At 63.3% G+C, this 21,075-nt stretch carries 15 protein-coding genes; 13 read left to right on the top strand and 2 right to left on the bottom strand.

The window, feature by feature from the left end; all coding sequences use genetic code 11:
* Positions 1-105: 105 nt before the first annotated feature.
* Positions 106-2,544: a penicillin-binding protein 1A gene (locus tag HU720_RS20025; protein ID WP_186522131.1), complete on the bottom strand. Its 2,439-nt coding sequence runs from the start codon at positions 2,542-2,544 to the stop codon at positions 106-108.
* A gap of 170 nt (positions 2,545-2,714) precedes the next feature.
* Here HU720_RS20025 and pilM point away from each other — a divergent pair, with 170 nt between their 5' ends.
* The 11 genes from pilM (at position 2,715) to HU720_RS19970 (ending at position 17,651) form a co-directional block, all read left to right on the top strand.
* On the top strand, positions 2,715-3,563 hold the full coding sequence (pilM, locus tag HU720_RS20020; RefSeq protein ID WP_186522130.1) for a pilus assembly protein PilM: 849 nt from the start codon (positions 2,715-2,717) through the stop codon (positions 3,561-3,563).
* A complete protein-coding gene (locus HU720_RS20015) occupies positions 3,560-4,093 on the top strand; it encodes a PilN domain-containing protein (protein ID WP_186522128.1) in 534 nt (177 codons plus the stop codon). Before pilM ends, HU720_RS20015 begins: the two co-directional genes overlap by 4 nt.
* On the top strand, positions 4,090-5,103 hold the full coding sequence (locus HU720_RS20010) for a pilus assembly protein PilP (RefSeq protein ID WP_186522119.1): 1,014 nt from the start codon (positions 4,090-4,092) through the stop codon (positions 5,101-5,103). The genes HU720_RS20015 and HU720_RS20010 overlap by 4 nt, the downstream gene beginning before the upstream one ends.
* On the top strand, positions 5,063-6,271 hold the full coding sequence (pilQ, locus tag HU720_RS20005; RefSeq protein WP_186522140.1) for a type IV pilus secretin PilQ: 1,209 nt from the start codon (positions 5,063-5,065) through the stop codon (positions 6,269-6,271). Before HU720_RS20010 ends, pilQ begins: the two co-directional genes overlap by 41 nt.
* Positions 6,272-6,275: 4 nt before the next feature.
* Positions 6,276-6,794, top strand: a complete 519-nt coding sequence (gene aroK / locus HU720_RS20000; protein ID WP_186522116.1) for a shikimate kinase AroK — start codon at positions 6,276-6,278, stop codon at positions 6,792-6,794.
* A 99-nt stretch (positions 6,795-6,893) separates the two neighbouring features.
* Complete coding sequence (gene aroB / locus HU720_RS19995; protein ID WP_186522107.1) at positions 6,894-7,991, top strand: 3-dehydroquinate synthase; 1,098 nt, start codon at positions 6,894-6,896, stop codon at positions 7,989-7,991.
* Positions 7,992-8,006: 15 nt separating this feature from the next.
* Positions 8,007-9,605, top strand: coding sequence for an AAA family ATPase (locus HU720_RS19990; protein ID WP_186522105.1), 1,599 nt, complete (start codon positions 8,007-8,009; stop codon positions 9,603-9,605).
* A 376-nt stretch (positions 9,606-9,981) separates the two neighbouring features.
* Positions 9,982-14,427, top strand: coding sequence for a glutamate synthase large subunit (gene gltB / locus HU720_RS19985; RefSeq protein WP_186522103.1), 4,446 nt, complete (start codon positions 9,982-9,984; stop codon positions 14,425-14,427).
* 123 nt (positions 14,428-14,550) lie between these two features.
* On the top strand, positions 14,551-15,969 hold the full coding sequence (locus HU720_RS19980) for an FAD-dependent oxidoreductase (protein WP_186522098.1): 1,419 nt from the start codon (positions 14,551-14,553) through the stop codon (positions 15,967-15,969).
* A gap of 140 nt (positions 15,970-16,109) precedes the next feature.
* Positions 16,110-17,174: a uroporphyrinogen decarboxylase gene (hemE, locus tag HU720_RS19975; RefSeq protein WP_186522097.1), complete on the top strand. Its 1,065-nt coding sequence runs from the start codon at positions 16,110-16,112 to the stop codon at positions 17,172-17,174.
* Positions 17,175-17,303: 129 nt separating this feature from the next.
* Complete coding sequence (locus tag HU720_RS19970; RefSeq protein ID WP_186522096.1) at positions 17,304-17,651, top strand: NirD/YgiW/YdeI family stress tolerance protein; 348 nt, start codon at positions 17,304-17,306, stop codon at positions 17,649-17,651.
* 165 nt (positions 17,652-17,816) lie between these two features.
* Here HU720_RS19970 and HU720_RS19965 read toward each other — a convergent pair whose 3' ends face one another.
* A complete protein-coding gene (locus HU720_RS19965) occupies positions 17,817-19,058 on the bottom strand; it encodes an MFS transporter (RefSeq protein WP_186522090.1) in 1,242 nt (413 codons plus the stop codon).
* A gap of 121 nt (positions 19,059-19,179) precedes the next feature.
* Here HU720_RS19965 and HU720_RS19960 point away from each other — a divergent pair, with 121 nt between their 5' ends.
* The gene (locus HU720_RS19960) at positions 19,180-20,085 is read left to right on the top strand and encodes a LysR family transcriptional regulator (protein WP_186522088.1); all 906 of its coding nucleotides are present in this window, start codon (positions 19,180-19,182) and stop codon (positions 20,083-20,085) included.
* A gap of 52 nt (positions 20,086-20,137) precedes the next feature.
* Positions 20,138-20,911, top strand: a complete 774-nt coding sequence (locus tag HU720_RS19955; protein WP_186522084.1) for a ParA family protein — start codon at positions 20,138-20,140, stop codon at positions 20,909-20,911.
* Positions 20,912-21,075: the final 164 nt, after the last annotated feature.

The raw sequence follows: 21,075 nt of genomic DNA, 5'->3' as shown, positions 1-21,075 counted from the left end.
GCGCAGCGGCCCCGGCGATTTTGCATGAGGCCAAAATCTCGGGGCCGCTGCGCGACCCTTTCGCGACACAAGGCCGCTCCTACACCAGGCAGTGTTGCCTGTGGCTTAGAACAGATCCATCGGCGCGGCTTCGTCCGCTGGCAGCGGGCTGCCAGGGGCTGAACCGTTGCCCAGTTCGTCCACCGATGGCGGCGAATCCTCGGCTTTGAACAGCTCGAAGTAGGCATTCGGCGTGCTCGGGGTGGCCGCGCGGCCACTGACCGGGTCGACCCGCAGGCTGAGAATGCCTTCCGGCTCAGCCGGGGCATGCTCGGGCTTGCCCTTGAGCGCCGGGCCCATGAAGTCCATCCAGATCGGCAGCGCCACGGTGCCGCCGTATTCGCGCCGGCCCAGGGTTTCTGGCTGGTCGAAGCCGACCCAGACAGTCGTCACGTAGTCCGCGTTGTAACCGGAGAACCAGGCGTCCTTCGACTCGTTGGTGGTGCCGGTCTTGCCTGCCAGGTCGTTGCGGCCCAAGGCCATGGCCCGGCGGCCGGTACCGCGCTTGATCACGTCCTGCAGCATGCTGGTGAGGATGTAGGTGGTCCGCCCGTCGACGATGCGCTCGGCGACTGCCGGAACCTGCGCTGCCTGGGCCGGGGCGCTTTCGCCTGGCATTGGCGCAACGCTGATTGGCTGCTCGGGGGCGGCAGTGCCGGCCTGGTCCTGATTGCCCTGCGGCACGCTCGGCGGGTTGGCGACAAACAGGGTCTCGCCACTGCGGCTGTCGATTTGCTGGATCAGGTACGGGCTGATCTTGTAACCGCCGTTGGCGAAGGTGCTCCAACCGGTGGCGATTTCCATCGGCGTCAGCGTCGCAGTGCCCAGCGCCAGCGACAGGTTGCGCGGCAGGTCCTGCTTGTTGAAGCCGAACTTGGCGATGTAGTCGATGGTGCGGTCAACGCCCATGGCTTGCAGCAGGCGGATCGAAACCAGGTTGCGCGACTTGTACAGCGCTTCGCGCATACGGATCGGGCCAAGGAAGGTGTTGGTGTCGTTCTTCGGGCGCCAGACCTTGTCCAGGTATTCGTCGACGAACACGATGGGCGCGTCGTTGACCAGGCTGGCGGCGGTGTAGCCGCTATCGAGGGCCGCGCTGTAGACGAACGGCTTGAAGCTCGAGCCCGGCTGGCGCTTGGCCTGCATGGCGCGGTTGTAGTTGCTCTGCTCGAACGAGAAGCCGCCCACCAGTGCACGGATAGCGCCGTTGTAGGGGTCGAGGGTTACCAGTGCGCTCTGCGCGCCCGGTACCTGGCTGAACTTCAGCTTGCCGTCTTCCAGGCGTTGCAGGCGTACCAGGTCGCCGACCTGTGCCACGTCGGCAGGCGACTGCGGCATACGGCCCATGGAATTGGTGTTCAGGAACGGCCGTGCCCACTTCATGGTGTCCCAGGCGACAGTGTCTTCCAGGCCGCTGCGGGTCATGACTTTCAGCCCGGTTTTAGTCACTTCAGTGACGATGGCAGGCTCGAGGCCGCCCAGCGGGCGCTGCTTGGCCAGCTCTTGCAGCCACGCGGCGCGGGTTTTACCCGGGAAGCGCGACTCAGGGCCGCGGTAGCCATGGCGTTCATCGTATTGGGAGAGGCCGTTGAGCACCGCGCTGTTGGCGATTTGTTGCATGTCGCTCGGCACCGTGGTGGTGACGCGGAAACCTTCGGTGTAGGCCTCGCTGCCATAGCGGCCAACCATTTCGGCACGGGCCATTTCGGCGACGTAGGGCGCGTTCACTTCCGGGGTCGGCACGTGATAGCTGGCGTTCAGCGGCTCGGCGAGGGCGGTCTGGTAGCTGGCCTGGTCGATTTTGCCGAGCTTGTACATGCGCCCGAGAATCCAGTCGCGACGTTCTTTGGCGCGCACCGGGTTGGCCAGTGGGTTGAAGCGCGACGGCGCCTTGGGCAGGCCGGCGATCATCGCCATTTGCGCGAGGCTGACGTCACGAATCGACTTGCCGTAGTACACCTGCGCAGCGGCATCGATGCCGTAGGCGCGGTTGCCCAGGTAGATCTTGTTGACGTAGAGCTCGAGGATCTCGTCCTTGGTCAGCTCACGCTCGATCTGCAGGGCCAGCAAAATCTCGTTGGTCTTGCGCGAGAAGCTGCGTTCGCTGGAGAGGAAGAAGTTCTTCGCCACCTGCATGGTGATGGTGCTGCCGCCGGTCTGGATGTGCCCGGACTTGACCAGTTGCGTCGCGGCGCGCATCAGGCTGCTCGGGTCGACGCCGTAGTGGTTGAGGAAGTTATCGTCCTCGGCTGACAGAAGCGCCTGTATGAACTGTGGGGGAATTTCCTGGAACTTGATTGGCGAGCGGCGCATTTCGCCAAACTCGGCAATCAGCTTGCCGTCGCTGCTGTACACCCTCAGCGGGATTTGCAACTGGACGCTTCTGAGCGAATCGACCGACGGGAGGTTGGGGCTAAGATACAGAAACGCACCGCTCACACCGAGTACGAGCGCGCAGATGACTGCGACAAAAGACCACCAGAAGAACTTCAGCAGGCGTATCAAGGCTTTTGGGTGTCCAGGTTGAGGGGTGGATTGCACGCGGGCCGGCGGACAGGAAAAAACGCCGGCCATTATAAGCAGTTTTCGCCCTGCCGGGTTAGCCGGCGGGCCCTCGCCACCGCTGCCTGCTGCCATGGCAGCAGCGGTTGCGGGCGATCAGGGAGCAACATGACATGCTTGGACGGCTTGGCAGGGATGCCGGTTCATTGTTGGGGGTAGAAATCACCGCCAATGCCATAAAAATGCTGCAGGTCCGCCGCCATCGCGGCCGTTGCCAGGTCACCGGCTGGGCCTGTCAGGCGCTGGCCGCACCGGGCGGTGGTGCGCAACTGGCGCAAGCGCTGGTGCAGGCCCACCGTCGCTGCGCCACGGCCCAGCGCAAGGTTGCCTTGGCGCTGCCTGCCTCGCAGGTCATCTGCAAGCTGTGCCAGTTACCCCAGGGCACCCACGTGCAGGACATCGAGACCCACCTGCTTGGCCAGGCAGACCAGTTGTTTCCATTCCCCATCGATGATCTGGCCCTGGATTTCCAGGTGGTCGGCGCATCCCGCTGCGATCCCGGCTTGGTGGATGTGGTGGTAGCCGGGTGTCGGCAAAGCCAGCTTGAACCCCTTGAAGCACTGTTTGGCGAGGCGGGTCTGGAGCTGGTAGCCATGGAGGTCGACAGCTTCGCCTTGCGCCGGGCGTTGCTGGCCGAGGACGCTGCCGGCTGGGCGCTGGTGCAGCTGGAGGCAGACAAGCTGGTGCTGCATCTCTGGGCGCAAAGCCTGTTGCCTACACGTCAGCAACTACCGCTTGGCGCTGCCTCGTGCTGGGTCGATGAGCTGGCGCGTTTGCTGGGGGCCGCCTGCGGGCAGTTGCAAGGCGTGGTGCTCGCCGGTGATGGCGCCGACACCGCCGGTGCCCAGCGCCTGACACAGCGGCTGGGTATTGCCTGCCGCCTGGCCGTGCTGCCAGCGGGACTGGGTGCTGCCCCAGGCATGGCATTGGCCTGTGGCTTGGCCATGGGAGGGCTGCGATGAATATTCGCATCAACCTGATGCCGTGGCGCGAGCGTCAGCGCGCGTCGGCGGTGCGGCGTTTTCAATGCGGTGTGGTTGCCAGCCTGGTTGTGGCGCTCCTGGCTATGCTGCTGCTCGACCAAATGGCGCGGGCGCGGCTGGCGCGGCAGTTTGCAGCATTGGTTGAAAGTCAGGCCCAGTTGAGTGCGCTGGACGCCCAGTTGGCGGCAGGCGCTGAACTGCGTACCGAGCGCGAAACGGTGCTTGCCGAGCACAGGGCGCTGGCCCAGCTCAGGGCCGGGCAATCTGTGCTGTCTGATTTGCTTGAGGGCCTGGAGCACAGCATGCCCAGCGGTGCGCAGTTGACCGAGCTGAGCCTGGAAGCCGGCAGGCTGCGCCTGGGCGGGCTGGCAGCGTCGCCATCGGTGGTCGCGCAGTTGATGCGCGAGCTTGAGGCAAGAGGCGTTGCCGCAGGGCTTGAAGTGGTGTTTTTGCGCCAGCGGGCAACGGGCGATGAGTTTCTGCTGCTGGCTCAGGTGCCTGCCCCGTGAAAGCGCTGCTGGCACTGGATTGGCGTGGGTTGGTCGTGCGTTCGCGTCTGTTCAGGGTGTCGGCGCTGGCGCTGTCGATATTGGCAGTCGGCGCTGTCGGCTGGGCCTCGGTTTTGCGCGAAACCGGGCAGCAGCTGCGTGAGGCCCAGGTGCTTGAACAGAGTGCGTTGCAAAGCCTTGCCGAGCGCAGGACGGAATTGGTCGAGCTTGACGGCGAGCGCCTGGCGTTGCAGCGGGCCCGGCAGATGCTGCAAGAGGCGCGCTGGCGGCTCGATGCAGGGGAGGGCATGAGCGACCTGTTGGACCAGTTGGCCCTGTCGGGGCACGAGCATGGGCTGGTTTTCGAGCGCGTCGATGTGCTGGCCGAGCAGCAGCCTGGCCCTGGCTATCACCGCCTGCCGCTGGATATCCAGGTGGTGGGCCACTACCCGTCGCTGCGCGCGTGGGTCGAGCAGAGCCTGCGGCGGTTGCGTCTGTTGCAGGTCACCCGTATCAGCCTGGCGGGTGTGGATAACTCGCAAGGCCTGGTTACTGCGCAGTTGCACCTGCAGGTGTACCGCGCCGCAGAGGCGCTGCCGGCCCCGGCTTCGCTCGCTGATGACCCCGCGCAGGCGGTGGTCGTGCGCAGGCCATTCGACCCCTTCAAGCCATGGTCATTCAGCGAACCCGATGGCGGGCTGGGGCGCATGCCGCTGGAACAACTGGCCATGGTGGGCAGCTTGTCGCGCGACGGCCGTCATCAGGCCCTGGTGCAGGCGGCAGGGCGGCTGCATCGGGTGCAAGAAGGCCAGCGCCTTGGCCGCGATGATGGGCGTGTGGTGCGAATCGATGCGCAGCAAATGGAAGTGCGCGAGCGGCTTTATATCGCCGGCGGCTGGCAGGAGCGGTCACGGTTTCTGGCACTCGTGACGGGTGCGCAAGGGGAGGTCATGGATGACGTTGAAACTCGCAATGCTGACACTGCTGCTGATGCTGTCGACGGGCTCGAAGGCGGGGCTATCGAAGGCTGAACCCATGTCGCTGAACTTCCAGGATGTGGATGTACGTTCGGTGTTGCAGGTAATGGCCGATTTTGCCGGCATCAACCTGGTGGCCAGCGATACCGTACAGGGCCGCATCACCCTGCGCCTTGAGCAGGTGGCGTGGGAGCAGGCGCTGGACATGGTGCTGCGCAGCAAAGGCCTGGGGCGGCGCATGGAGGGTGGCGTCATGCTGGTGGCGCCGCTTGCCGAGCTGGCGGGGCAGGGCGTCTACCTGGAGCAGGAGCCTGTGCGGCGCGAACTGATCGCCATCCATCACGCCAAGGCCGGGGAGCTGGCCGAGCTGCTGCTGGCCAGCCTGGCCGATGATGGCATTCTGGCCGGGCGCGGCAGCATCAGCGTGGATGCACGCACCAATACGCTGGTGGTCGCGCAGCCGGCGAGCCGGCTGGTCGAAATCCGCAAGCTTGTCACCGAGCTGGATGTGCCTGTGCGCCAAGTCATGATCGAGGCGCGCATTGTCGAGGCGGGGGTGGATTACGAGCGGGCGTTAGGTGTGCGTTGGGGTCGCAACCTTTATGGGCAAGGCGCGCGCCTTGGCAGCGACCTGTTCGTTGACCTGGGGGTGGATCGCGCAAGCTCCGCGCTGGGCGTTGGTTTGTTGCGCAGCGATGTGCTGCTGGACCTTGAGCTCAGTGCCATGGAAAAAAGCGGTAACGGCGAGATTATCTCCCAGCCCAAGGTAGTCACCGCCGACAAGGAAACCGCGCGCATTCTCAAAGGCACCGAGGTGCCCTACCAGGAAACCACTAAAAGCGGCGCCACCTCCATTTCCTTTCGCGAGGCCTCGCTATCGCTTGAGGTGACGCCGCAGATCACCCCGGACGGCAAGGTGCTGATGGCGGTGCGGGTTACCAAGGATGAGCCCGATTTCGTCAATGCCTTGAACAATGTGCCGCCGATCCGCAAGAACGAGGTAAACGCCAAGGTTCGTGTGGATGATGGCGAGACCATTGTGATTGGTGGCGTCTACTCGACGTCGCAGAACAATGTGGTGGACAAGGTGCCATTTCTTGGCGATCTGCCGTATGTTGGGCGGCTGTTTCGACGCGATGCATTACAAGAGAAAAAATCCGAGCTGCTGGTCTTCCTGACTCCGCGTATCATGAGTGACCAGGCGATTGCTGTGAGTCGTTGATTCTGTGCGAAATTTGATACTTGTAGGGCCCATGGGTGCCGGTAAGAGCACCATCGGGCGCCTGTTGGCCAAAGAGCTGCGCCTGCTGTTCAAAGATTCCGACAAGGAAATCGAGCTGCGGACCGGCGCCAATATCCCGTGGATCTTCGACAAGGAAGGCGAGCCGGGCTTTCGTGACCGTGAGCAGGCGATGATCGCCGAGCTCTGCGAACTCGACGGCGTAGTGCTGGCCACGGGCGGCGGTGCAGTCATGCGTGCTGCCAACCGCGCCGCGCTGCACGCTGGCGGGCGGGTTATCTACCTGCACGCCTCGGTCGAACAGCAGGTCGGGCGCACTGCCCGCGACCGCAACCGGCCGCTGCTGCGCACCGCCAACCCAGAGGCCACCTTGCGTGCCTTGCTGGAAGCGCGCGACCCGCTGTATCGCGAAATCGCCGATGTGATCGTGGAAACCGACGAACGGCCGCCGCGCATGGTGGTGCTCGAAATCCTCGATCAGTTGCACAGGTTGCCGCCCCGCTAAGCGGGGGTCTATGCTCGGCGACCAACGCCGAGACGGGGTTGAACGTCACCGCGCGCTGCTGCATTGATGGCACCGCGCCCAAGTACATTGTGGGGACACATGCAGACATTGAAGGTCGACCTGGGCGAGCGTAGCTACCCCATCTACATTGGCGAGGGCCTGCTGGACCAGCCCGAGCTGCTGGCGCCGCATATCGCCGGCCGGCAGGTCGCCATCGTTTCCAACGAAACCGTCGCTCCGCTGTACCTGGAGCGTCTGAGCAAGGCCCTGGGCGCCCGGTCGGTGCTGCCAGTGGTGTTGCCCGACGGCGAAGCCTTCAAGAACTGGGAAACCCTGCAACTGGTCTTCGATGCGCTGCTGACCGCGCGCCATGACCGGCGCACCACCGTGATTGCCCTCGGGGGCGGCGTAATCGGCGACATGGCCGGTTTTGCCGCTGCCTGCTACCAGCGTGGCGTCGACTTCATCCAGGTGCCGACCACGCTGCTGTCACAGGTCGACTCCTCGGTGGGTGGCAAGACGGGCATCAACCACCCGCTGGGCAAGAACATGGTGGGTGCGTTCTATCAGCCCAACGCCGTGCTGATCGACACCACCACCCTCAAGACGCTGCCCGCTCGCGAGCTGTCGGCAGGCCTTGCCGAGGTCATCAAGTACGGTCTGATCTGCGACAAGCCGTTTCTCGGCTGGCTCGAAGACAATATGCAGGCCCTGCGCGGCCTGGACAGCGTGGCACTGACCGAGGCCATCCGCCGCTCCTGCGCCGCCAAGGCCGCAGTGGTCGGTGCCGATGAACGCGAGTCCGGTGTGCGCGCCACGCTCAACCTTGGCCATACGTTTGGCCATGCCATCGAAACACACATGGGTTACGGCGTCTGGCTGCACGGCGAAGCGGTGTCAGCGGGTACGGTGATGGCCCTGGAGATGTCGATGCGCCTTGGCTGGATCGACCAGCCCGAGCGCGATCGCGGAATTCGCCTGCTGCAGGATGCAGGATTGCCGGTGGTGCCACCACAGGAAATGACCCCGGCGCATTTCATGGAGCATATGGCGGTCGACAAAAAAGTGCTCGATGGGCGCCTGCGCCTGGTGCTGTTGCGCCAGATGGGCGAAGCCGTCGTCACTGACGACTATCCGACAGAGGTTCTTCAGGCCACGTTGGCAGCGGATTACCGCGCGATCGTGGCCCAGCTTTGAGGTTGTGACAACGCAATGACCAGTCTGCATGCCGATGAGGCGTTTCTCGATCATTACCAGCTGAGCCATGATCCATTCGCACCGCGAGTGCCTGGCTTCAAGTTCTTCCCCGCCCAGCGCAAGCCGGTGCTTGGGCAATTGCACCACTTGGCGCGCTACAGCCAGCTGATGCTGGTGGTTACCGGCCCTGTGGGCAGCGGCAAGACGCTGCTGCGCCAGGCCCTGGTGGCCAGCACCAACAAGCAGTCGGTGCAAAGCGTGGTGATTTCCGCGCGTGGCGCGGTGGGGGCTGCCGGTGTACTGGGCCAGGTCGCGCAGTCGCTGAACGTCGGCGAAGCCGCGGTACAGCCGATCCTCTCGCAGGTGGTGCAACTGGCGCTGACCGGCCAGGAAGTCTACTTGCTGGTAGACGATGCGGAACAACTTGATGACTCGGCACTCCAAGCGTTGCTGGAGTTGGCGGCAGGCGTCGCGGAAGGGCGTCCGCACGTGTTCCTGTTCGGTGAGCCGTCGCTGATTGCCGCGCTGGACGAGTTGCAGTTCGAGGAAGAGCGCTTCCATGTCATCGAACTGGCACCCTACAGCGAGGATGAAACGCGCGAGTACATGGAGCAGCGCCTGGAAGGGGCTGGCCGGGGTATCGACGTGTTCACCCGCGAGCAGATCGCCGACATCCACGAAAACTCCGACGGGTGGCCTGGGACCATCAACCAGGTTGCCCGCGATACCTTGATCGAAGCCATGATCGCCAGCCGCACCACGGTCAAGCGACCATCCATGGGGTTCAAAATGCCTAAGAAACACGTGCTTGCGCTGTCTGCAGTGGTCGTGGTCGCCGTTGGCGCAGCAGTCCTGATGCCGAAGAAGGGCGACAAGGCGCCGACCGAGGCGCCTGCTGCCCAGGCCCAACTGCCATTGGGGCAACAGGGCAATGGCGCGCCCAATATCGAATTCTCCGGCTCCTCGCAGCCAATGCCGCTGCCGCTGGTCGGCCAGTCGCAACCGGTCATGCGCGAGCCGCTGGCCCAGGCCGCCGGCATGGGTGAAGGTGATGAAGCCGGCCCAGCAGGCAACACCGAGCTACAGCCGTCGGCACCGTCTGCCGCCGTGCCGCCAACCGTGACCACCATTGCCCCGCCGCAAGGCGCCACGGCAAGCGCTGCGCCGACTCCGGCACAACCTGTGACAACAACGCCGGTTGCGCCAGCGCAAAAACCGGTCGCAACCCAGCCAGTCAAGCCGGTTGCACCTGCCAAGCCGGCAGCCGCGCCAACCCAGGTCGCTTCAGCCAAGCCTGCAGAAAAACCCGCAGCTGGCGGCGCTGGCAACAGCAGCTGGTACAGCGGCCAGAAAGCCGGTAATTACGTGGTGCAGATCTTTGGTACCAGCTCCGAAGCGTCGGCCCAGGCGTTCGTCAAGGCGCAGGGTGGCGACTATCGCTACTTCCGTAAAAATCTGCAGGGCAAGCCGCTTTATGTAGTCACCTATGGCAACTTCGCCAGCCGTGACGCCGCTGCTGCTGCCATCAAGAACTTGCCAGCCAAGGTCCAGGCTGGTAAACCTTGGCCACGTACCGTCGGCAGCGTCCAACAAGAGCTGGCCACGGCCCGCTGATAACCTTCCGGGCGGCATCACCCCCGCCGCCCAGTTGCTGAGCGACTTCCAGCTTTCAACTAGCCTGCTGCGCCTGAGCGCGGCAGGCTTTTCTGTCCCAGACTGCCGGCCACAAGCCCTTCCTTGCAGTCATGGCTGAAACGCTTCAGACTCAAGCCAAGCCGCTATCACGGCTAATGGCGCAAAAACATTCAAAATTGCGACATAAATTTTCAATGGTGAGACATGAAAATTTGTGGGCATCGCTGTCGCTGTGCAACAATGGTTTTCCATGGCCACCGCAAAAAAGCTGGCGTTTGATCGGCGTGGATGGTAAGTGGTTGTTAAAAAAGAGATTTGCCTCCGGTTGAGAGGTGAACCTGGTGAGAAAGTGTCTATGAAAACAGGTCTGTACCATCCCGAAGAATTCAAGGACAACTGTGGTTTTGGCCTGATCGCCCATATGACGGGCGAACCGAGCCACCACCTTCTGCAAACCGCCATGCAGGCCTTGACCTGCATGACCCACCGCGGCGGTATCAACGCCGACGGCAAGACCGGCGACGGTTGCGGTCTGCTCATGCAGAAGCCCGATCAATTCCTGCGTGCCATGGCCCAGGAACACTTTGCCGTCGAGCTGCCCAAGCAGTACGCCGTCGGCATGGTGTTCTTCAACCAGGACCCGGTCAAAGCCGAAGCTGCGCGCGCCAACATGAACCGCGAAATCGCCAACGCCGGCCTTGCGCTGGTTGGCTGGCGCAAGGTTCCGATCGACACCAGCGTGCTGGGCCGCCTGGCCCTTGAGCGCCTGCCGCAGATCGAACAGGTGTTCATTGGCGGCGAAGGCCTGAGCGATCAGGAATTCGCGATCAAGCTGTTCAGTGCCCGTCGCCGCTCGTCCGTGGCCAACGCCCACGACGCCGACCACTACATCTGCAGCTTCTCGCACAAGACCATCATCTACAAAGGCCTGATGATGCCGCGCGATCTTGCGGCGTTCTACCCAGACCTCAGTGACGAGCGCCTGCAAACCGCAATCTGCGTGTTCCACCAGCGCTTCTCCACCAATACCCTGCCGAAATGGCCGTTGGCGCAGCCGTTCCGCTTCCTCGCCCACAACGGCGAGATCAACACCATTACCGGCAACCGCAACTGGGCCATGGCCCGTCGCACCAAGTTCGCCAACGACCAGATCCCCGACCTCGAAGAGCTCGGCCCGCTGGTCAACCGCGTCGGTTCCGACTCTTCGAGCATGGACAACATGCTGGAGCTGATGGTGACCGGCGGCATCGACCTGTTCCGTGGCGTGCGCATGCTGGTGCCGCCAGCATGGCAGAACGTCGAGACCATGGACGCCGACCTGCGCGCCTTCTACGAATACAACTCCATGCACATGGAGCCGTGGGACGGCCCGGCCGGTATCGTCATGACCGAAGGCCGCCACGCGGTGTGCCTGCTCGATCGCAACGGCCTGCGCCCGGCGCGCTGGGTCACCACCACCAACGGCTACATCACCATCGCCTCGGAAATCGGCGTGTGGGGCTACCAGCCTGAAGACGTGGTTGCCAAAGGCCGTGTCGGCCCAGGGCAGATCCTCGCCGTGGACACCGAGACCGGGCAGATCCTCGACACCGATGCCATCGACAACCGCCTGAAGTCGCGCCACCCCTACAAGCGCTGGCTGCGTCAGCACGCCACGCGTATCCAGGCGACGCTGACCGATGACCAGGGCGCGGCCAGCTACGATGCTGACCAGCTCAAGCAATACATGAAGATGTTCCAGGTAACCTTCGAGGAACGTGACCAGGTACTGCGCCCACTCGGCGAGCAGGGCCAGGAAGCGGTCGGTTCGATGGGTGACGACACGCCGATGGCGGTGCTGTCGCAGCGCGTGCGCTCGCCGTTCGACTTCTTCCGCCAGCAATTCGCCCAGGTCACCAACCCGCCGATCGACCCGCTGCGCGAAGCGATCGTGATGTCGCTGGAAATCTGCCTGGGCGCCGAGCGCAACATCTTCCAGGAATCCCCAGAGCACGCCTCGCGGGTTATCCTCAGCTCCCCGGTGATCTCGCCCGCCAAGTGGCGTTCGCTGATGAACCTGGAGCGCGAAGGCTTCGACCGCCAGCTGATCGACCTCAACTACGAGCAAGGCGTCGGCCTGGAAGCTGCCATCCGCAACATCGCCGATCAGGCCGAAGAAGCGGTGCGCAGCGGCAAGACCCAGCTGGTGCTGAGCGACCGTTACATCGCGCCGGGCAAACTGCCGGTGCATGCCTCGCTTGCCGTGGGTGCAGTGCACCACCGTCTGACCGAGCAGGGCCTGCGGTGCGACAGCAACATCCTGGTCGAAACCGCCACTGCCCGTGACCCACACCACTTTGCCGTGCTGCTGGGCTTCGGCGCCTCGGCGGTGTACCCGTACCTCGCTTACGAGGTGCTGGCCGACCTGATCCGCACCGGCGAAGTGCTGGGCGATCTGGACGAGGTGTTCAAGTACTACCGCAAAGGCATCTCCAAGGGCCTGCTGAAGATCCTGTCGAAGATGGGTATCTCCACCATTACCTCGTACCGTGGCGCGCAGCTGTTCGAAGCCATTGGCCTGGCCGAGGAAGTGGTTGGCCTGAGCTTCAAGGGCGTGTCCAGCCGCATCAAGGGCGCGCGTTTCGTCGACCTGGAAAACGACCAGAAGCTGCTCGCCGCCGAAGTCTGGAGCGCGCGCAAGCCGATCCAGCAAGGCGGCCTGCTCAAGTTCGTGCATGGCGGTGAATACCACGCCTACAACCCGGACGTGGTCAACACCCTGCAGGCCGCTGTGCAGCAGGGCGACTACGCCAAGTTCAAGGAATACACCACGCTGGTCGACAAGCGCCCGGTGTCGATGATCCGCGACCTGTTGAAAGTCAAAGAGGCCGAACAGCCGCTGGCGCTGGAGCAGGTCGAGCCGCTGGAGGCAATCCTCAAGCGCTTCGACTCGGCCGGTATCTCGCTGGGTGCGTTGTCGCCAGAGGCTCACGAAGCCCTGGCCGAGGCGATGAACCGCCTGGGTGCGCGTTCCAACTCCGGTGAAGGCGGTGAAGACCCGGCGCGCTACGGCACCATCCGCAGCTCGAAAATCAAGCAGGTGGCCACCGGCCGCTTCGGCGTCACCCCCGAGTACCTGGTCAACGCCGAAGTGCTGCAGATCAAGGTTGCACAGGGCGCCAAGCCCGGCGAAGGCGGGCAACTGCCTGGCGGCAAGGTCAACGGCCTGATCGCCAAGCTGCGTTATGCAGTGCCGGGCGTCACGCTGATTTCGCCGCCGCCGCACCACGACATCTACTCGATCGAAGACCTGGCGCAGCTGATCTATGACCTCAAGCAGGTCAACCCGCAGGCGCTGGTGTCGGTCAAGCTGGTTGCAGAGGCCGGCGTTGGTACCATCGCCGCAGGCGTGGCCAAGGCCTATGCCGACCTGATCACCATTTCTGGCTACGATGGCGGCACCGGCGCGTCGCCGCTGACCTCGATCAAGTACGCTGGCGCCCCGTGGGAACTGGGCCTGGCTGAAACCCACCAGACCCTGCGCGGCAACGACCTGCGCGGCAAGGTACGGGTACAGACCGACGGCGGCCTGAAAACCGGCCTGGACGTGATCAAGGCAGCCATCCTCGGCGCCGAGAGCTTCGGCTTCGGCACCGCGCCAATGATCGCCCTGGGCTGCAAGTACCTGCGTATCTGCCACCTGAACAACTGCGCCACCGGCGTTGCCACGCAGAACGACAAGCTGCGCAAGGACCACTACATCGGCACCGTCGATATGGTGATCAACTTCTTCACCTTCGTAGCCGAAGAAACCCGTGAATGGCTGGCGCGCCTTGGCGTGCGTAGCCTGGGTGAGCTGATCGGCCGCACCGACCTGCTCGACGTGCTGCCAGGTGACACCGAGCGCCAGCAGTACCTCGACCTGAGCCCGCTGCTGGGCAGCTCTCACATTCCGGCCGACAAGCCGCAGTTCTGCGAAGTGGAAAACAACCCGCCGTTCGACAAGGGCGAGCTGGCCGAGAAGATGGTCGAAATGGCCCTGCCGGCCATCCGCGACCAGGCCGGTGGCGAGTTCAGCCTCGACATCTGCAACTGCGACCGCTCCATCGGCGCGCGTATCTCGGGTGAAATCGCCCGTCTGTACGGCAACCAGGGCATGGCGGCCAAGCCGATCAGCTTCCGCTTCAAGGGCACTGCCGGGCAGAGCTTCGGCGTGTGGAACGCCGGTGGCCTGAACCTGCACCTGGAAGGCGATGCCAACGACTACGTCGGCAAAGGCATGACCGGTGGCAAGGTCACCATCGTGCCGCCTGCTGGCAGCCCGTTCGCAACCCAGCACAGCGCCATTGTCGGCAACACCTGCCTGTACGGCGCAACCGGCGGCAAGCTGTTTGCCGCAGGTACTGCCGGCGAGCGCTTCGCTGTACGTAACTCCGGCGCCCACGCTGTGGTCGAGGGCACCGGCGATCACTGCTGTGAATACATGACCGGCGGCTTTGTCTGCGTTCTGGGCAAGACCGGTTACAACTTCGGTTCTGGCATGACGGGCGGTTTCGCCTACGTGCTCGACATGGATAACTCCTTTGTCGACAAACTCAACCACGAGCTGGTGGAAATCCAGCGCATCAGTGGGGAGGCGATGGAGGCCTACCGTAGCCATCTGGCGCGGGTCCTGGGCGAGTATGTAGACGAGACTGGCAGTGAGTGGGGGCGTGAGCTCTCCGAGAACCTGGACGACTATGTGCGGCGCTTCTGGCTGGTCAAGCCGAAGGCGGCCAACCTCAAGCAACTGTTGTCCAGCACACGTGCCAACCCGCAGTAAAAACAGCTGCAAGTGGCAAGCCTCAAGCTGCAAGTAACAGCAGTTCGAGGTTTGCCCGGCTTAAGTGATCGTCTTGTGGCTTGCAGCTAATCGCTTGCAGCTGCTGTAAAGAGGTTTTGAAAAATGGCTGAACGTCTGAGCAACGACTTCCAGTTCATCGAAGTGGGGCGTAAAGACCCGAAGAAAAAGCTGCTGCGCCAGCGCAAGAAGGAGTTCGTGGAAATCTACGAACCGTTCAAGCCGCAGCAGTCCGTGGAGCAGGCGCACCGTTGCCTGGGCTGCGGTAACCCGTATTGCGAATGGAAATGCCCGGTCCACAACTTCATCCCCAACTGGTTGAAGCTGGTGTCCGAAGGCAACATCCTGGCGGCTGCGGAGCTTTCGCACCAGACCAACACCCTGCCTGAAGTGTGTGGCCGCGTGTGCCCGCAAGACCGTCTGTGCGAGGGTGCCTGCACCCTGAACGACGGTTTTGGCGCCGTGACCATCGGCTCGGTCGAGAAGTACATCACCGACACCGCCTTCGCCATGGGCTGGCGCCCCGACATGTCCAAGGTCAAGCCGACCGGCAAGCGTGTCGCCATCATCGGTGCCGGCCCTGCTGGCCTGGGCTGTGCCGACGTGCTGGTGCGCGCCGGGGTCACCCCGGTGGTGTTCGACAAGAACCCCGAGATCGGTGGCCTGCTGACCTTCGGTATTCCTGAGTTCAAGCTGGAGAAGACCGTGCTGAGCAATCGGCGCGAAGTGTTCACCGGCATGGGCATCGAGTTCCGCCTCAATACCGAGATTGGCCGCGACATCAGCATGGAGCAGCTGCTGGCCGAGTACGATGCGGTGTTCATGGGCATGGGCACCTACACCTACATGAAGGGTGGCTTCCCGGGTGAAGACCTGCCAGGTGTTCACGATGCGCTGGACTTCCTGATCGCCAACGTCAACCGCAACCTGGGCTTTGAAAAGTCGCCGGAAGACTTCGTCGACATGCAGGGCAAGAAGGTCGTGGTACTCGGCGGCGGCGACACCGCGATGGACTGCAACCGCACCTCGATTCGCCAAGGCGCCAAGGCGGTAACCTGTGCCTATCGCCGTGACGAGGCGAACATGCCTGGCTCGCGCAAAGAGGTGAAGAACGCCAAGGAAGAGGGCGTCAAGTTCCTCTACAACCGCCAGCCTATCGCCATTGTTGGCGAGGACAAGGTTGAAGGCGTGAAGGTGGTCGAGACCCGTCTCGGCGAGCCGGATGCCCGTGGCCGCCGCAGCCCTGAGCCGATCCCGGGCTCCGAAGAAATCCTCCCGGCCGATGCCGTGGTGATCGCCTTCGGCTTCCGCCCGAGCCCGGCGCCGTGGTTCGAGCAGCATGGCATCCAGATGGACAGCCAGGGCCGCGTGGTAGCGCCCGAGCAAGGCAAGTTCAAGCACCAGACCAGCAACCCGAAAGTGTTTGCCGGTGGCGACATGGTGCGTGGCTCGGACCTGGTGGTGACGGCGATCTTCGAAGGCCGTACGGCTGCTGAAGGCATCCTGGACTACCTGGAAGTCTGAGGGGTCGCGGTACTGTAGGAGCGGCCTTGTGTACAAGAACGCTTGACCCAAAGCATCCAATAGACAAAACGCATGGCCATGGCCGTGCCTTTTGTGCTCGCGTCTGAGAAAATGCCCGCACTTTTTTTCCGGATGCCGACATGACTGCCCTGAAGAACGATCGTTTCCTGCGTGCGCTGCTCAAGCAACCCGTAGACGTCACCCCGGTCTGGATGATGCGCCAGGCCGGCCGCTATCTGCCGGAGTATCGCGCCAGCCGTGCCAAGGCCGGCGACTTCATGAGCCTGTGCATGAACCCGCAGTTCGCCTGCGAGGTCACCCTGCAGCCGCTGGAGCGCTACCCGCTGGACGCCGCGATCCTGTTCTCGGACATCCTCACCATCCCCGACGCCATGGGCCTGGGCCTGTACTTCGAAACCGGCGAAGGCCCGCGTTTCAAGAAGGTCGTCAGCACCCTGGCAGACATCGAAGCATTGCCCATCCCCGACCCGCAGAAAGACCTCGGTTACGTGATGGACGCGGTCAGCACCATCCGGCGCGAGCTCAATGGTCGCGTGCCGCTGATCGGTTTCTCCGGCAGCCCGTGGACCCTGGCTACCTACATGGTCGAAGGCGGTTCCTCCAAGGACTTCCGTAAAACCAAGGCCATGGCCTACGACAACCCCGAGGCCCTGCACCTGCTGCTGGACAAGCTTGCCCAGTCGGTCACCAGCTACCTCAACGGCCAGATCCTGGCCGGTGCCCAGGCGGTACAGATCTTCGATACCTGGGGCGGCAACCTGTCGGCGGCGGCATACCAGGAATTCTCCCTGGCCTACATGCGCAAGATCGTCAGCGGCCTGATCCGCGAGCATGACGGGCGCAAAGTGCCGGTCATTCTGTTCACCAAGAACGGCGGCATGTGGCTGGAGAGCATTGCCGAAGCCGGTGCCGATGCCCTGGGCCTGGACTGGACGTGTGAAATCAGCGATGCCCGCCGCCGTGTCGGTGACAAGGTTGCCCTGCAAGGCAACATGGACCCGACCGTGCTGTACGCAAACCCTGCGGCCATCCGCAAGGAAGTTGCGCGCATTCTGGAGAGCTACGGCCATGGCAGCGGCCATGTGTTCAACCTTGGCCACGGCATCACCCCTGAGGTGGACCCGGAGCACGCCGGGGTGTTTATCAATGCCGTGCACGAGTTGTCGGCGAAGTATCACCCGTAAACCAGCAGCGCCCCGGGCCGCTTCTGCGTGATCTTGCGCAAGCGGCACCGGGCTTGTGGCTGGATTAAGCTTCAATTCAGCGATCGTCGGTAATCTGTGGCCATCAAAACGCAAACAGGACCGATCATCATGAAAACTCGCTACCTCGCGCTCATTCTCGCCCCTCTGTTCAGCACCGCTGCCTTGGCTACCAGCTACACAGGCCCAGGCGCCGAGTCCGTGACCACCGTTGCTGCCGCCAACAAAGCCGCTGACGATACTCCAGTCGTGCTGCAGGGCTACGTGATCAAGAAGATCAACAACGACGACAAATACGAGTTCAAGGACAGCACCGGCACCATCACTGTCGAGATCGATAACGAAGACCTCCCGCCAACCCCGTTCAACGACAAGACCAAGGTCAAGCTGACCGGCGAGGTGGAAAAGCACCTGATGAGCCGTGAAGTGGATGTGGACATCGTCGAGATCATCAACTGATCGCGGATTGAACCACAGGCGACGCGTCCTCGTGTAGGAGCGGCCTTGTGTCGCGAAAGGGCTGCGAAGCAGGCCCGGGATTTATGCATCACGCGGATATCCAGGGGCTGCTCCGCAGCCCTTCGCGGCACAAGGCCGCTCCTACACGGGCCGCGTAACGAAGTTTCAGGATGCTTTAGGCGCCAACCGGCTCAGCCGCAGCGCCACCAGCAACGCCACCGCCAACAGGCTGCCGATAAACAGCCCGATGCCATTCCAGCCCCAGTGGTGCCAGAACACCCCGCCCGCCGTACCCGCCACACTCGACCCCGCGTAATAGCAGAACAGGTACAGCGACGACGCCTGGCCTTTGGCCTTGAGCGCGCGGCGGCCGATCCAGCTGCTGGCCACCGAGTGCGCGCCAAAGAAGCCAAAGGTGAACACCAGCATGCCGACGATGATCATCGAAAGCGGGCTTGCCAGGGTCATCAGCATGCCGCCAGCCATCACCACGATGCTTACCCAGAACACCCTGCGCCGGCCTAGCCTGTCCGCTAGGGCGCCTACCTGCGCCGAGCTGTAAATGCCCGACAAGTACACCACCGAGAGGAGGCCGACCAGTGCCTGGTTCATATGGTAGGGCCCGGCCAGCAGCCGGTAGCCAATGTAGTTGAACAGGGTGACGAAGGCCCCCATCAGCAGGAAGGCTTCAAGGAACAGCCACGGCAGGCCGGCGTCCTTGAAGTGCATGACGAAGCCATCGAGCAAGCTGCGCGGGTTCATGGCCTGGGGGCGGAAATTGCGCGACTCAGGCAGCACTTTCCAGAACACCGCCGCTGCCACCAGGGCCAGGCCGCCGATCACCAGCATCGCCGTGTGCCAGCTGACGAAGTCGATCAGCACGCCGGTAATCAGCCGCCCGCTCATGCCGCCGATGGCATTGCCACCGATATACAGCCCCATCGCCAGGCCGATGTGTTGTGGGTGGATCTCTTCGCTCAGGTAGGTCATTGCCACCGCCGCCAGGCCGCTCAGCGACAGGCCGACCAGCGCGCGCGTGGCGAGTACCAGCTCCCAGCTCGGCATCACTGCACTGGCCAGCGTGGCGAGCGCGGCGCAGGCCAGGGCGAACACCATCACCGGCTTGCGCCCAATGCGGTCGGATATAGGGCCGGTGATCAGCAGGCCAAAGGCGAGCATGGCGGTGGCCACCGACAGCACCAGGCTGCTCTGCGCGGCATTGATGGCGAACTCCTGTGATAACAGCGGCATCATCGGCTGCACGCAGTAGAGCAGGGCAAAGGTCGCAAAACCGCCGCTGAACAGCGCCAGCACGGTCTTCATGAATGCGGGGGTGCCTTTTTCGATCCAGATATCGCTGCGGGCGGGTTCAGCTTGAAGGGGCAGGGGAGCTACGGCGGATCTCACGGGTTTTACCTCGGGCGCGGGGCCAGGTGCTGCGATGGAAAAATCATATAGCTCACTAACGATTGCATCCAATATATTGTTCGACCTGTTTAAGACGTTTTACGACTTGTTTGGAGCAAGCATGGAACTGCGTCACCTGCGCTACTTCATCGCCGTGGCCGAGGAGCTGCACTTTGGCCGTGCTGCCCAGCAACTGGGTATCTCGCAGCCTCCCCTGAGCCAGCAAATCCAGGCCCTTGAGCAAGAGCTGGGTGCACGCCTGTTCGAGCGCACCAACCGCCGGGTCGAGCTGAGCGAGGCAGGCCGGCTGTTCCTCGACGAGGCCCGGCAGGTGCTGGCGCAGGTAGACAAAGCCGCAGATGTGGCGCGACGAGCGCAGTTGGGTGAGCTGGGCGAGATGAAGGTCGGCTTCACCTCCTCAGCACCGTTCACCTCACGTATTCCCCGTGCCATCCATGCCTTTCGCCAGCGCTTTCCCTCGGTGCACCTGAACCTCAAGGAAATGAGCAGCCGCGACGTGGTGCAGGCGGTATTCGACGAGTCGATCGAGGTGGGCTTGATGCGCCCCCTGCCATTGCCCGAGGGCATCCGCTGTACCGAGCTGTTCCGCGAGCCGCTGGTCGCCGTGCTCAACGCTTCGCACCCGCTGGCAGCGGGCAGCGAGCAGGGCCTGTACATGCAGGCGCTGGCCCACGAGCCGTTCGTGTTTTTCCCTCGCAGCTACGGCAGTGGCTTGCATGCGCAACTGCTGAGCCTGGCGCGCCAGGCCGGGTTCAGCCCGCACTTTGCCCAGGAGGCGGGCGAGGCGATGACCATTATCGGGCTGGTGTCGGCGGGGCTTGGGGTGTCGGTGTTGCCGGCGTCGTTCCAGCGCATGCGCATCGATGGGGTGGTGTACCGCACCTTGCTCGACGAGCAGGCCATGACGGCGGTTTGGCTGGTACGCCGCGAAGCACCGGGCTCGGCGATGGCCAATGCCTTTGCCGCGTTGCTGGCGGGGCAGGATGCGCCCGAAGGTGCTGGCTAAACACCGGTACTGCTCACATACTCGGGCATTCGTTGATACACGGAGGTCTGACATGCGGCGCGTGGTTTTCAATCAGAAAGGTGGCGTAGGCAAGTCGAGCATTGCCTGTAATCTCGCAGCGGTGAGTGCCAGTGAAGGCTACCGGACCCTGCTGATCGACCTGGACGCCCAGGCCAATTCGACCCAGTACCTGACCGGCCTTACCGGCGACGATATCCCCATGGGGATCGCCGACTTTTTCAAGCAGTCGCTGTCCAGCGGCCCGTTTTCGAAGAAGAACAAGGTCGATATCTACGAAACCCCGTTCGACAACCTGCATGTGGTCACGGCCACGGCGGAGCTTGCCGACCTGCAGCCCAAGCTTGAGGCCAAGCACAAGATCAACAAGCTGCGCAAACTGCTTGAAGAGCTGGACGAAGACTACGACCGGATCTACATCGATACGCCGCCTGCCTTGAATTTTTATGCGGTTTCGGCGCTGATTGCCGCTGATCGCGTACTGATACCCTTCGATTGCGACAGCTTCTCGCGCCAGGCGCTGTATGGCCTGCTCGCCGAAATCGACGAGCTCAAGGAAGACCACAACGAGGAGCTGGAGGTAGAAGGCATCGTCGTCAACCAGTTCCAGGCCCGCGCCAGCCTGCCCCAACAGATGCTCGACGAGCTAGTGGCCGAGGGTTTGCCGGTGTTGCCGGTGTACCTGACCAGTTCCGTGAAGATGCGCGAGTCGCACCACGCCAGCTTGCCGCTGATTCACCTGGAACCACGGCACAAGCTCACCCAGCAGTTTGTCGAGTTGCATGATTTGCTGGAGCGCAGTGCGTAAGAGTTGTGCTGCTGCTCAAATCGGGCGCCGCCTTGGCGGCGCATCGCAGGCTATCGCCACCCCACAGCGCTCGCCCATCCACATATCGATGCCGTCTACGCGGTCAGTGTAGGAGCGGCCTTGAGTCGCGAAAGGGCTGCGGAGCAGCCCCAGGATCTGAGCAC

Origin of the sequence: Pseudomonas sp. SWRI51 (assembly GCF_014268825.1) — a bacterium.
GTDB classification, from domain to species: domain Bacteria; phylum Pseudomonadota; class Gammaproteobacteria; order Pseudomonadales; family Pseudomonadaceae; genus Aquipseudomonas; species Aquipseudomonas farsensis.
The sequence above is the reverse complement of the archived record's forward strand: the minus strand, read 5'-3'. Positions and strand labels throughout refer to the sequence as shown.

What these genes read in the sequence shown, in the direction of transcription:
- pilM (WP_186522130.1), top strand. Translation starts at nt 2,715, where the DNA reads ATGCTTGGACGGCTTGGCAGGGATGCCGGTTCATTGTTGGGGGTAGAA.
- HU720_RS20015 (WP_186522128.1), top strand. Translation starts at nt 3,560, where the DNA reads ATGAATATTCGCATCAACCTGATGCCGTGGCGCGAGCGTCAGCGCGCG.
- pilQ (WP_186522140.1), top strand. Translation starts at nt 5,063, where the DNA reads ATGCTGTCGACGGGCTCGAAGGCGGGGCTATCGAAGGCTGAACCCATG.
- aroB (WP_186522107.1), top strand. Translation starts at nt 6,894, where the DNA reads ATGCAGACATTGAAGGTCGACCTGGGCGAGCGTAGCTACCCCATCTAC.
- HU720_RS19990 (WP_186522105.1), top strand. Translation starts at nt 8,007, where the DNA reads ATGACCAGTCTGCATGCCGATGAGGCGTTTCTCGATCATTACCAGCTG.
- gltB (WP_186522103.1), top strand. Translation starts at nt 9,982, where the DNA reads ATGAAAACAGGTCTGTACCATCCCGAAGAATTCAAGGACAACTGTGGT.
- HU720_RS19980 (WP_186522098.1), top strand. Translation starts at nt 14,551, where the DNA reads ATGGCTGAACGTCTGAGCAACGACTTCCAGTTCATCGAAGTGGGGCGT.
- hemE (WP_186522097.1), top strand. Translation starts at nt 16,110, where the DNA reads ATGACTGCCCTGAAGAACGATCGTTTCCTGCGTGCGCTGCTCAAGCAA.
- HU720_RS19970 (WP_186522096.1), top strand. Translation starts at nt 17,304, where the DNA reads ATGAAAACTCGCTACCTCGCGCTCATTCTCGCCCCTCTGTTCAGCACC.
- HU720_RS19960 (WP_186522088.1), top strand. Translation starts at nt 19,180, where the DNA reads ATGGAACTGCGTCACCTGCGCTACTTCATCGCCGTGGCCGAGGAGCTG.
- HU720_RS19955 (WP_186522084.1), top strand. Translation starts at nt 20,138, where the DNA reads ATGCGGCGCGTGGTTTTCAATCAGAAAGGTGGCGTAGGCAAGTCGAGC.